General features: G+C 74.8%; 8 protein-coding genes. 3 read left to right on the top strand and 5 right to left on the bottom strand.

Features of this window, described 5'->3' with window-relative positions; genetic code table 11:
- Positions 1-292: 292 nt before the first annotated feature.
- A complete protein-coding gene (locus ACH5HR_RS12470; RefSeq protein ID WP_416478235.1) occupies positions 293-3,199 on the top strand; it encodes an FAD-binding and (Fe-S)-binding domain-containing protein in 2,907 nt (968 codons plus the stop codon).
- Here the strand turns inward: ACH5HR_RS12470 and ACH5HR_RS12475 are convergent.
- From ACH5HR_RS12475 to ACH5HR_RS12495, 5 genes are all read right to left on the bottom strand, one after another.
- On the bottom strand, positions 3,196-5,715 hold the full coding sequence (locus ACH5HR_RS12475) for an ABC transporter permease (protein WP_402374060.1): 2,520 nt from the start codon (positions 5,713-5,715) through the stop codon (positions 3,196-3,198). The genes ACH5HR_RS12470 and ACH5HR_RS12475 overlap by 4 nt on opposite strands.
- Complete coding sequence (locus tag ACH5HR_RS12480) at positions 5,715-6,590, bottom strand: ABC transporter ATP-binding protein (RefSeq protein ID WP_416478136.1); 876 nt, start codon at positions 6,588-6,590, stop codon at positions 5,715-5,717. Before ACH5HR_RS12480 ends, ACH5HR_RS12475 begins: the two co-directional genes overlap by 1 nt.
- Positions 6,591-6,710: 120 nt before the next feature.
- Positions 6,711-7,397, bottom strand: coding sequence for a response regulator (locus ACH5HR_RS12485; protein WP_402374063.1), 687 nt, complete (start codon positions 7,395-7,397; stop codon positions 6,711-6,713).
- Between the two features lie 4 nt (positions 7,398-7,401).
- On the bottom strand, positions 7,402-8,625 hold the full coding sequence (locus ACH5HR_RS12490; RefSeq protein ID WP_402374065.1) for a sensor histidine kinase: 1,224 nt from the start codon (positions 8,623-8,625) through the stop codon (positions 7,402-7,404).
- 35 nt (positions 8,626-8,660) lie between these two features.
- On the bottom strand, positions 8,661-9,728 hold the full coding sequence (locus ACH5HR_RS12495) for a fatty acid desaturase family protein (protein ID WP_402374067.1): 1,068 nt from the start codon (positions 9,726-9,728) through the stop codon (positions 8,661-8,663).
- A 198-nt stretch (positions 9,729-9,926) separates the two neighbouring features.
- On the opposite strand from ACH5HR_RS12495, the gene ACH5HR_RS12500 reads away from it, so the two are divergent.
- Complete coding sequence (locus ACH5HR_RS12500) at positions 9,927-10,598, top strand: hypothetical protein (RefSeq protein ID WP_402374069.1); 672 nt, start codon at positions 9,927-9,929, stop codon at positions 10,596-10,598.
- Positions 10,595-12,721, top strand: a complete 2,127-nt coding sequence (locus ACH5HR_RS12505; protein WP_402374071.1) for a YhgE/Pip domain-containing protein — start codon at positions 10,595-10,597, stop codon at positions 12,719-12,721. The genes ACH5HR_RS12500 and ACH5HR_RS12505 overlap by 4 nt, the downstream gene beginning before the upstream one ends.
- Positions 12,722-12,761 lie beyond the last annotated feature (40 nt).

Consider the following 12,761-nt stretch of genomic DNA (forward strand, 5'->3'; position numbering starts at 1 on the left):
CGGCGCAGAGCGGTGGGCGCGCGATGGCGGCAGGCGGCCGAGGTCCGGCAGCACGACGGCGAGGTGGCCCGCGCCGCGGACGATCCGGTCGCTCACGGGCAGCGGTGGCACAATCGCCATCGTGTCTGCCCAGTCGACGACCACAGCTTCCGGCCACCACCCAGCACCCGACGACGCGCCCTCCCAGGACGCGCAGGCAGCGGCGCTCGCCGCGCAGCGGGAGGCCGAGCGCGAGGCCCAGGCTGCAGCGGCCGAGGCGCGCGAGGCGGTCGCGACGGCGCTGCGCACGGTGATGGCCGGCACCGTCGACACCACGACCCGTCGCCGCGCCGAGTACTCCACGGACGCCTCGAACTACCGGGTGGTGCCTGACGTCGTCGCGTTCCCGGCCTCGACGGACGACGTCGTCGCGGCGCTCGAGGTGCTCCGCGAGCTGGGCGTCCCGGTCACCGCACGCGGGGCCGGCACGTCGGTGGCAGGCAACTCCGTGGGCCCCGGGGTGGTCCTCGACCTCTCGCAGCACCTGCACGCCATCAGCACGGTCGACCCGGAGGCGCGTACCGCCGTCGTCGAACCCGGTGTGGTGATGTCGTCGTTGCAGCGCGCCGCGGTGCCGCACGGGTTGCGGTTCGGGCCGGACCCGTCCACGCAGAACCGCGCCACGCTCGGCGGGATGATCGGCAACAACGCCTGCGGCCCGCACGCGGTGGCCTACGGCCGCACGGCGGACAACGTGGTGTCGCTCGACGTCGTGGACGGACGCGGACGGCGCTTCACCGCGGGGCAGGGCGACCCGACCTTCGCCGACGTGCCAGGGCTGGCGGAGCTCGTCCGGGAGAACCTGGCGCTCATCCGGACCGAGTTCGGTCGGTTCGGCCGGCAGGTGTCCGGCTACTCGCTGGAGCACCTGCTGCCGGAGAACGGCTCGAACCTGGCGCGGATGCTCGTCGGCACCGAGGGCACGCTGGTCACGGTGCTCGGCGCCACGCTCGACCTGGTCCCGACGCCGAGCGCCCCCACGCTGGTGGTGCTCGGCTATCCCGACATGCCCGCGGCCGCCGACGACGTCCCGGTCCTGCTGCGGCACCACCCGCTCGCCGTCGAAGGGCTCGACGCCCGCCTCGTCGACGTCGTGAAGCGCGCCAACGGGCCGGACTCGGTGCCCGACCTCCCGGACGGCGCCGGCTGGCTGATGATCGAGGTCGGCGGCGACTCACCGGCAGCGGCCCGCGCCGTCGCCGACCAGATCGTCGCGGCGTCGTCGGCCATCGGGTCGGCGGTCTACCCTGCCGGTCCGGACGCGACCAAGATGTGGCAGATCCGGGCCGACGGCGCGGGGCTCGCCGGGCGCACGCCCGCGGGGGAGCAGGCCTGGCCCGGCTGGGAGGACTCGGCGGTCCCGCCGGAGAAGCTGGGCGACTACCTGCGCGACCTGGACGCCCTCATGGCGCGCTACGGCGTCGACGGCCTGCCGTACGGGCACTTCGGCGACGGCTGCATGCACCTGCGCATCGACATCCCGCTCGAGACCTCGGGCTCCGTGCTGCGCACCTTCCTGACCGAGGCCGCGGAGCTCGTGGCGAAGTACGGCGGGTCGCTGTCGGGCGAGCACGGCGACGGCAGGGCACGCTCCGAGTTGTTGCCCCTCATGTACTCGCCCGAGGCGATCGCGCTGCTCGAGCAGGTCAAGGCGTTGTTCGACCCCGAGGACGTGCTGAACCCGGGCGTGGTCGTCCGGCCGGCCGCCGTGGACACGGACCTGCGCCGGCCCGCCGCCCAGATGGTGCCGTCGACGGCGCCGATCGGCGAGCGCGGGCTGCTGGGCTCCGGCACGCTGCGCGGGCCGGCGAAGAAGACGGGGTACGCCGGGTTCAGCTTCGCGCACGACCACCACGACCTGACGACGGCGGTGCACCGGTGCGTCGGTGTCGGCAAGTGCCGCGCGGACACCAGCGCCGCCGGTGGGTTCATGTGCCCGTCCTACCTGGCGACGAAGGACGAGAAGGACGTGACCCGGGGTCGCGCCCGCGTGCTCCAGGAGGCGGTCAACGGGTCGCTGGTGGGCGGCCTCACGGCACCGGAGGTGCACGAGTCGCTCGACCTGTGCCTGAGCTGCAAGGCGTGCTCCTCCGACTGCCCGGCCGGCGTCGACATGGCGCAGTACAAGTCCGAGGTGCTGCACCGCACGTACCGCGGCAAGCTCCGCCCGATGGACCACTACGCGCTCGGGTGGCTGCCGCGGTGGGCGCGGCTCGCGGGCATCGCCCCCCGAGCGATCAACAGGGTCATGTCGGTGGGGTGGATCCGCAAGGCCGTGCTGTGGGCCGGGGGCATGGACACCCGTCGCGAGGTGCCGCACTTCGCCGAGATGCCGTTCCGCACGTGGTGGCGGCGCGGGTACGCCACCCACGGCGTGCCCGGCCTGGCGCACCGCGAGCTGCCGGGCCGGCCCGTCGAGTCCCAGCGACCCCGGGTCGTGCTGTGGACCGACTCGTTCAGCGACTCGCTGTCGCCGTCGGTGCCCCAGGCCGCGGTGAAGGTGCTCGACGCGGCGGGCTACGACGTCGTCGTCCCCGACGAGCAGGCCTGCTGCGGGCTGACGTGGATCTCCACCGGCCAGCTCGACGGTGCCCGCCGCCGGCTGAGCGACCTGCTGAAGGTGCTCGGCCCTTACGCCGTCAACGGGATCCCGATCCTCGGTCTGGAGCCGTCCTGCACGGCGGTGCTGCGCTCCGACCTGCTGGACCTGTTCCCGGACGACCCGCGCGCCGCGGCCGTCGCCGGAGCGACCAAGACGCTCGCCGAGCTGCTCACCGACCCGGAGACGGCGCCTGCCGAGGACTCGGGCTGGGAGCTGCCGGACCTGAGCGACGTCACCGCCGTCGTGCAGCCGCACTGCCACCAGCACTCCGTGATGGGGTTCGGTGCCGACCGGTCGCTGCTGGCCGACGCGGGGGCGACCGTCACCGAGCTCGCCGGGTGCTGCGGGCTCGCCGGGAACTTCGGCATGCAGAAGGGCCACTACGACGTGTCGGTCGCCGTGGCCGAGAACGCCCTGCTCCCGGCGTTGCGGGAGCAGGGCGAGGGCGACGAGTTCATCGCCGACGGGTTCTCGTGCCGGACGCAGGCAGTCCAGCTCGAGGGTGTGGAGGGCAAGGCGCTGGTGGAGGTCCTCGCCGAGCGCCTCCCTCGCGGCTAGGCACGCCGCAGCACCGCTCGTGCCGGGAGGGTGACCGCCAGCAGGGCGAGGCCGACGGCGCCCGCCACGAACGCACCGTAGACCAGCGGTGGCACGGAGGGCGCCGAGCCGGTCATGCCCTGCATCATCGGGAAGAGCGTGGCGGCGGCGATCGCGGACCCGAGGACGACGCCGATGCCCGAGACGAGCAGCCCCTCCCAGCGGAGCATCCGCAGCACCTGGAGCCGGGTGGCGCCCACGAGGCGGAGCGAGCCCAGCTCGCGCCGGCGGTCGAGGACCATCATCACCAGGGTGTTGACGGCGGCGACGGCCGCGAACCCGCCGAGGACGGCGGCCATGGTGGCGTTCATCCAGGCGCCCAGCCCGGCCTCCGAGCTCTGCGCGGTGGCGTAGCCGGAGACGTCGGTGACGTCACCCAGACCGGAGAGCGCCGCCGCGGAGCCGCCGCTGACGAGCAGGGTGCTGTCGAACCCGGAGGTGACGTGCCCGGCGAGGTCGGCCCGGTCCATGGTGACGGTCCCGAGCCCGAGCCCCCGCTCGTACACGGCGACGATCTCGGGGCTCGCCTCGGTGCCGTCGGGCAGGTACATCGCCAGCTCGTCACCGACCCCGACCTCCGCCGACGCGGCGAGCGTCTGGTCGACGGCGATCCGGCCGGCGCCGAGCCGGCCGAGGTCGCCGTCCCGCACGCCCAGGTCCACCACCTGGGCGAGCGCGGCGCCGGAGCCGGTGACCCCCTGGGTGGCCGCGCCCTGCAGCGAGGAGAACTCGCCGGAGCCGACCGGCACGAGCACCTGCGTGCTCAGCACGCCGACGGCGGCGTCCACGCCCGGTGTCGCGGCCGCGCGGCCCACGGCGTCCGCCGGCAGGCCGGCGGGGTCGGTGATCACGTGCTCCGCGGTGATGCCCGCCTGGAGCTGCTCGTCGGCGGCGTGGTTCTCGCTGGAGTGCATGAACACGAGCGTGGAGGCGAACGCCATGGCGAGGACGATCGGGGTGGTGGCCGACGCGAGGCGCCGGGCGTTGGTGCGGGAGTTGGCGGCCGCGAGCGACGCCGAGGCGCCGGCGCCGCGCAGGGGGATGCCGAAGAGGCCGGCGCACACCCGGGCGACGATCGGGCCGAGCAGCCCGACGGCCAGCATGAAGAGCATGACGACGCCGAGCGCGGCACCGGCGGAGTCGTCGCCGGTGGCGCTGGCGGAGACCCCCGTCAGGGAGAAGCCGCCGACGAGCGCGGCCACACCCAGGACGGTGCGGATCTTGCCCGGGCGGAGTCGTTCGACCGCCGCCTCGGACAACGCCTGCCCCGGCTTGATCCTCGCGGGGCGGCGCCCAGCGATCCAGCCGGAACCGAGCGCGGTGAGGAGCCCGACGACGACCGCCGCCAGGAGCGGGTAGGCGGAGACCTGCAGCTGGACGCCCTCGGGGATCGCGCCGCGATCCTGCAGCTGGCTGAACCACCAGGACGCGAGGCCGATGCCGGGCAGGCAGCCGAGGACGCCGGCGAGCGGGGCCACGAGCGCGGCCTCGGCGGCGACGGCGCGGCGGATCTGGCGCGGGGTCGCTCCGACGGCGCGCAGCAGGGCGAACTCGCGGGCACGCTGGGACACGGACAGGGCCACGGTCCCGGCCGCGGTGAAGACCGCGACGATGGCGGCGATCCCGCCGAAGGACCCACCGATGCCGAAGAGGGTCTGCCGGGCGCTGGCGAGGCCGTGCTCCTCGACGGCGCCACGGTCGTCGCCGGTCAGCACCTGGGCCGCGGAGCCGGCCGGGTCGGCTGCCAGCGCGCCGGCCACGGCGGTGGCGAGCGCCTCCGTCCCGGTTCCGGGCTCGGCGAGGACGGCGACGGCGTCGACCGTGCCGGCGTGGCCCGCGAGCGCGGGTGCCTCGGTGTCGGCGAACCAGGCGAGGTCGCCGGTACCCGCGGCCTCCTCGGCCGCCCCTGCTGCCCCCTCCGCCGGGCCGGGCTCGGCCACGCCCGCGACGCGGAAGTCTCGCTGGCCGTCGGCCGTCTGCACGGCGACGGTGCCGCCGACGGCGGTCCCTGCGGAGCCTGCGGCGTCGGCGGAGAGCACGACCTCGCCCGGGCCGGGCGCATGCCCGGAGACGAGCTCCGTGCCGGTGAAGGCGTGCGAGCCCCAGCCGTGCGCGGTGAGCGGGGCGTCCTCGGCACGCACCGGGAAGGTGACGTCGGGGACCGCGGTGGCCACGCCCGGAGCCCGGGAGACCTGCGCCGCCAGGCCGGCGTCGATGCGGGCGGTGTCCGGCAGCGGGACCGCCTCTTCCTCGCGGTCCTCGCCGCTGCCGGTGACGACGTACTCGTTCTGGTCCGCTGCCGCGACGACGGGCGCGTGGGCGTACCGTTCGGGTGCCACGGACGCCGACATGCTCGTCATGAGGAGGGTCCCGCACGCCGCGACGATCAGGGCGGACATGAGGATCGCCACGAACGTGCCCACGAACGACGCGGGCTTGGCGCGGACGGCCGCGCGGGCCAGGCCGGTGGTGCGCATCAGGCCGCCGCCCCCGCTATCGTGCCCGTGGTGGGCCGCACCGTGCCGGCGCCGGCGGCGACGGCCGTGAGGGTCGTCATGCGCGTCGCGATCTGCTCGGCGGACGCGCCCTCCAGGTGGCCGGCGAACGTGCCGTCGGCGAGGAAGAGCACGCGGTCGGCCCAGGCCGCCGCGGCGGGGTCGTGCGTGACCATGACGACAGTGGCGCCCAGGGCGTCGACGGCGTGTCGCAGCAGGCCGAGGACGTCGGCCGCGGTGCGGGTGTCGAGCGCACCGGTCGGCTCGTCGGCGAAGATCACGTCGGGCTCGTTGACCAGGGCGCGGGCGACGGCGACGCGCTGCTGCTGGCCGCCGGAGAGCTCGCCGGGGCGGCGCCGGCCCTTGTCGGCGAGCCCGACCTGGGCGAGCACCTCGGCCGCCCGACGGCGGGCCCTCCCGTGGGTAGGCCGCCCGTCGAGGCGCTGGGGCAGCAGGACGTTCTGCTCCACCGTCAGCGACGTCAGCAGGTTGAACGACTGGAAGACGAAGCCCACGCGGCGGCGGCGTAGCTCGGTGAGCTCGTCCTCGCTCATGCCGGTGATCTCGGTGCCGGCCAGATGGACGGAACCTGACGTGGGCCGGTCGAGACCGGCGGCGCTCTGCAGGAACGTCGACTTGCCGGAACCGGACGGGCCCATGATCGCGGTGAAGGTCCCCTGCGCCAGGACGGCGTCGACACCCGCGAGGGCGTGCACGGCGTTGCCGCCGCACCCGTACTGACGCCGGACGCCGCGCAGCTCGACGGCGGCCCCTGGGGTGCCGGGGATGCCCTGTCCCGTGAGTCGCTGGTCCGGCGCCGGCGCGCCGCCGGTGCGCCGGGTGGTGCGTGATCGCATGGTCTCTCCCGTGCTGGATCGTGTGGCTGTGACGTGATCAAGCGTGCGGGGGAGAGACCTGGCCGGACATCACGCCCGGGAGCCAACCTCGGGGTGCTACCGCGGTACGGGGTGGGTGGCCTACCCGCCCGGGGACACCAGCCCGGACTCGTAGGCGAAGACGACCGCCTGCGCGCGGTCGCGCAGGTCCAGCTTGGTGAAGATGCGGCTCACGTGGGACTTCACCGTCTGCTCCGCCAGCCAGAGGGTCTCGGCGATCTCCGCGTTCGAGCTGCCGCGTGCCACCAGGGTGAGGACCTCCGTCTCACGCTCCGTGAGTGCGTTCAGGCGCAGCGCCGGCTTCCCGGGCCGAGCCGGTCCCTGGCGGGCGAACTGGGCGACGAGGCGGCGTGTCACCGACGGGGCGAGCAGTGCGTCGCCCGCCGCGACGACGCGGACGGCTGCGATGAGGTCGGCCGGCGGAGCGTCCTTGAGCAGGAACCCGCTGGCGCCGGCACGCAACGCCTCGTAGACGTAGTCGTCGACGTCGAACGTGGTAAGCATCAGCACGCGCGGGCGGTGCGTCACGCCCGGCGGGGGCGACAGGAGGCGTCGCGTCGCCTCGAGGCCGTCCATCTCGGGCATGCGCACGTCCATCAGGACGACGTCGGGGTGGGTGCGCCGGCTGAGCTCGACACCCTGCATGCCGTCCGGGGCCTCACCCACCACGTCGAGGTCGTCCTGGGCGGCGAGGAGCGCGGCGAAGCCCGCTCGGACCATCGACTGGTCGTCGACGATGATGACGCGGGTGCTCGTCTGTGCCGTCATGTGCTCACTCTCGTGCCAGGGGAAGCTGGGCGGCCACCCGGAACCCGCCGTCCGGCAGGGGACCGACGTCGAGGGTGCCGTCGGCGAGCCGCACGCGCTCGCGCATGCCGACGAGCCCGTGCCCGGTGCCGTGCTTCTCCAGGGGCGACGACGGCGGCTCGGGCGACGCCCCGTTGACGACGAGGACGACCAGCCGGGCACCGTCCCCGGAACCGTCCCGGGACACGGACACCTGGGTCGGCGCGCCCGGAGCGTGCCGGACCACGTTCGCGAGCGCCTCCTGGACGAGGCGGTACGCGGTGAGGCCGACCGCCTCGGGCACCTCGCCGTCGTCGCGCGTGAGCTCGACGGGCACGCCGGCACGGACGGTCGCCTCGACCAGCCGGTCGATCTGGGCCGGCCCCGGCTGGGGTGCCAGCTCGCCGTCCGACTCCTCGTTGCGCAGCACGCCGAGGAGTCGTCGCATCTCACCGAGCGACTCGCGCGCCGTCGAGGCGATGGACGTGAACTCCTCCTGCGTGGCCGGGGCGAGCGCGTCCAGGCGGTAGGCGGCGGTGTCCGCCTGCACGGTGATGACGGACATGTGGTGCGCGACGACGTCGTGCAGCTCGCGCGCGATGCGGGCGCGTTCCTCCAGCAGCGTCCGCCGGCTGCGCTCGGCCTCGCTGATCGTCTCCTGCTCCGCCAGCCGGCGTTGCACCTCGCGCCGTTCGCGCAGCGCACCGGCCAGCAGCAGCGCGACGCCGCTGAGCATCGTCAGGAGCATGCCCCCGGCGCCCGTGGGGTGGGGGGCGACGAAGACCAGCCCGACGTTGGCGACGGCCGTCGCCAGCCACACGGACAGCAGGGTCCTGCGGGGCTCGCTCAGACCGAGGGCGAGGCACAGGCCCACGTAGCCGACGATCGCCGTCGCGGGGAACGGCCACGGCAGGCGGCCGTCGAAGTCCACCGCCAGCAGCGCGAGCGCCCCGGCGACGTCGGCGGCGAAGATGACGTACCAGGCCCGCAGCGGGTGGACGACGGCGAGCAGCAGCGGCGCCGTCTGCGCCACGGCGAGGGCGCTCGCGAACCCCACGCCCATCTCGTAGCTGACGTCCAGCACCCGGATGGTGGTGGGCAGCAGCGCGGCGCACAGCACGAACGCGACGACCCACGGCGCGCGCCGCACCCACCGGTGGGAGGCGTCCGCGAGCAGGGCCCGCGGGTCGTCCGTCCCCACCGAGGTCATGCGCCACAGCCTAGGTGCGGCGACGGGCATGCTGCTCACCCGGTCCGGTGCGCGGTGACGAACGGGCAGGTGAAGGGGTCGCGGTCGCTCAGGCCGACCCGGTTGAGGTGGCGCACCACGATCCCGTAGGACTCCAGGAGGCCGGCCTCGGTGTACGGGACGTCGTGCTCGGCGCAGTACGCGCGCACCATCGGCCGGGCCCGGTGCAGGTTGCCGCTCGGCATGCTGGGGAACAGGTGGTGCTCGATCTGCAGGTTGAGCCCGCCCATCAGGTGGTCGACCCATCGGCCGCCGCGGATGTTGCGGGACGTCAGGACCTGCCGTGACAGGAAGTCGATGCGCGTGTCCCGGGGCACCAGCGGCATGCCCTTGTGGTTGGGCGCGAAGCTCGCACCCATGTAGACGCCGAACACCATGAGCTGGACCGCCAGGAACGCGGCACCGAGCGCGGGCCCCAGCGCCGCGACGAGGAGCAGCGGCCAGCCGATCAGCCGCACCGCGAGGAGTGCCGCCTCGGTGCCGCGGTGCTTGAGCGCGCGGTCCGTGACGACGGTACGGACGGCGCCCACGTGCAGGGCGAGGCCCTCGAGCGTCAGCAGCGGGAAGAACAGCCAGCCCTGGTGCCGGGTGAACCACCCGGCGATGCCGGTGCGCCGGGGCACGTCCTCGGTGGTGAAGAGGATGACGCCGGGCCGGATGTCCTCGTCGGCACCGACCTTGTTCGGGTTGGCGTGGTGGCGCGTGTGCTTGCGCACCCACCATCCGTGGCTCAGCCCCACCACGAGGTTGGCCACCACACGGGACGTCCACTCGTTCTTGCGGCCCGAGGCGAAGATCTGCCGGTGGGCGGCGTCGTGCCCGACGAACGCGACCTGCGTGAACAGCACGCCGGAGCCGGCCGCGACGAGCAGCTGCCACCACGAGTTCCCCAGCGTCAGGAGGGCGGTCAGCGCGACGCCGAACGCGCCCGCGAGGACGAGCGCCCGGACGAGGTACCGCCGTCCGGAGCGTTCGAGCAGTCCCTCGTCCTTGATGCGGCGCGCGAGGTCGGTGTAGGTGCTGACCTGGTGGCGAGCCTGCGGCGGGAGCGGTGTCGTGGTCACGGGCACGACGCTAGGCGGCGGGCTCCGCCGGCACATCGCACCCCGGAGCGAACCGGACCCCCTACCCGGGTAGGGGGTCCTACCCGCCCGGCGGTTCCGGGCGCCGGTGGCGTTGCCCCTGCGCCCGGCCGCCGGTGCGGGCACGATCGACACCATGACCGCGCCACGGCGACCACAGGACGGACGAGGGAGCACGGGATGAGGATCACGCTCGACGGGGTGCGGGTCGACGGGCGGCGCGACCCGTTGCTCACCGAGCTCGACCTGGTGTGGAGCACCCGCGAGGCGGTGCTCGTCGCCGCCGAACCCGGTCACGGCCACACGGCGCTCGCCCTCGTCGCCACCGGGCGGCTGGCACCCACGGCGGGGCGCGTGTGGCTCGACGGCGAGCAGGACGCCGCGGCGCTGCGCCGCTGCACCGCCGTCGTCGACGTCCCTGCCATCAACGAGCCGGACGACACGCAGCCGCTGGGCGACGTCGTCGGCGAGGGACTCGCTCTGGCGGGCCGCCGGTCCTGGCCCGGCGACGTGACCCGCTGGCTGTCCGAGCACGCGCTGGCCGGTGACCAGAGCCGGCGCACCGACCAGCTTCCCGGCCTCGTGCGGACCACCGTCCTGGCCGCGCTGGCCGCCGCGAACCCCGCGGTGCGCTTCCTCGTGCTCACGCTGCCCGACCGGCACGGTGGCGACGCCGCCGACTGGTGGGGGATAGCCCGCACCTTCGCCGCGGCCGGGCACGGGGTGCTGGTCCAGTGCACACGGGCGTCCGCGCGGGACCTCGGCGTCGACCTCCCGCCGGCCCGCGGCGTCGACCCGCACTCGCCCCCGCAGGTCGTGCTGCGGTCGACGTCCGGGCTGGCGGCGTCATGACCGTCGTCCACCTCGCCCTGTCCGAGCTGCGTCGCCTCGCCGCCGGCCGGCTGCCCAGGCTGGCGATCCTCGCGATGGCGATCATCCCCACCCTGTACGCCGGGCTGTACCTGTACGCCAACCTCGACCCGTACGGGAACCTCCAGGAGGTGCCCGCCGCCCTCGTCGTGCAGGACGAGGGCGCCACCACGACCGACCCCACCACCGGCGAGACCGAGGAACGGAACTTCGGGGACGACGTCGCCGAACAGCTCGTCGACGACGGCGGGTTCGGGTGGGTGGAGACCACCCAGCGCGACGCCGAGGACGGGGTGCGCTCGGGGCGGTACGACGCCGCGCTCATCATCGGCCCCACGTTCTCCGACGAGCTCGTCTCGGCCGGGCAGTTCGAGCCCGAGCAGGCCAGCCTCACGCTCATCACCAACGACGCGAACAACTACCTCGCCGGGACCATCGCCGACCAGATCGTCGGGCAGGTGCGCGACTCCATCGCCACCCAGGTCGGCACCGAGGCCGCCGACGAGTTCCTGCGTGGGTTCGCCTCCATCCACACCAACCTCGCCGACGCCGTCACCGGCGCCGGCCAGCTGCTCGACGGCGCCACGCAGCTCGAGGACGGCCTCGCCGACGCGGACACCGGAGCTGCCACCCTCGCCGACGGGGCCGGGCAGGCGGCCCGGGGCGCCGCCACGCTGAACGACTCCACCGGGGAGCTGAGCACCGCCGTCGGGCAGCTCGACGACGGTGCCGGCACGCTGGCCGCGGGGCTGGACCGGCTGGAGTCCGCGACGTCGTCCCTGCCGGCGCAGACCCAGGAGCTGGCCGACGGCGCCGGGCAGGTCGCCGACGGCGACGCCCGGGTCGCGGCGGCCGGGGACGAGGCGGCCGCCGCGGCCGGCGACGTGCTGCCGGCGCTGGACGGCGTGCGCGACGACGTGGACGCCGCGCTGGGCGACGAGCTCGACCGGCTGGTCTCCGACGGCGTGCTCACCCAGGACCAGGCCGACGACCTGGCCGCCGCGGTCCAGGCCCAGGTGTCCCCGGTGCTGGACGACCGGCGGGCCGCCGTGGCGGACGCCGTCGCGACGATCGAGGGCGCGGCGTCGCAGCTGGACACCCTGGCCGACGGCGCGCAGCAGGTCGCCGAGGGGGCGTCCGACCTCGCGGCGGCGACCCCCGGTCTGACCGGCGGGATCTCCGACGCCGCGGACGGCGCGGGGGCGCTCGCTGACGGGACGGGACAGCTCGCCGCGGCCACGCCCGCGCTGGTGGACGGCGTCGCCCGGCTCGCCGACGGGACGGCGCAGGTCTCGGACGGGGCGGCGTCGTTGGCCGACGGCGTGGGGCGGCTGCACTCCGGCGCCGCGGAGCTGGCCGACGGGACGGCCGAGCTCCACGACGGTCTCGCCGAAGGGCTCGGACAGGTTCCCGACGTCGACGCGCAGACGCGCGAGGACACCGCCGAGACGATCGGCGATCCGCTGCAGGTCATCGACGAGTCGTACTCCTCGGCCGGGACGTACGGGGGCGGGTTGGCGCCCTTCTTCCTCTCGTTGGCGACATGGATCGGCGCGTACGTGCTGTTCCTGCTGGTGCGGCCGTTGTCCGCGCGGGCGCTGGCGGCGAACCGGCCGGGGATCGCGGCGGCGCTCGGCGGGTGGGCGATGCCGGCCGTGATCGGCGTGGCGCAGGTCGCGCTGATGTTCACGGTCGCGAAGCTCGCCCTCGACATCGACCCGGCCTACGGCGTGCTCACGGCGCTGTTCCTGGTGCTGGTCTCGGGGACGTTCGTGGCGATCCTGCAGGCGCTGAACGTGTGGCTGGGGGCGGCCGGGCAGTTCCTCGGCCTGGTGCTCATGCTGGTCCAGCTCGTGACAGCCGGTGGGACGTTCCCGTGGCAGACCATCCCGGAACCGTTGCGGGCGCTGCACCAGTTCCTGCCGATGACCTATGCCGTCGAGGGGCTGCGGCAGCTGCTGTACGGCGGCAGCCTCGCGACGGCAGCCCGGGCGACCGCTGTGCTGCTCGGCGTGTTCGTGGTGGCGATGGTGTGCACGGTGCTGGCGGCCCGCCGGCAACGGGTGTGGACGGTGACCCGGCTGCAGCCCGAGCTGGTGCTCTGACCCCGCGCCCGGGCAGCCCGGGGACGTGGCAGGGTGGTTC

It is taken from the genome of Isoptericola maris, from assembly GCF_048065335.1.
Taxonomy (GTDB): Bacteria; Actinomycetota; Actinomycetes; order Actinomycetales; family Cellulomonadaceae; genus Isoptericola; species Isoptericola rhizosphaerae.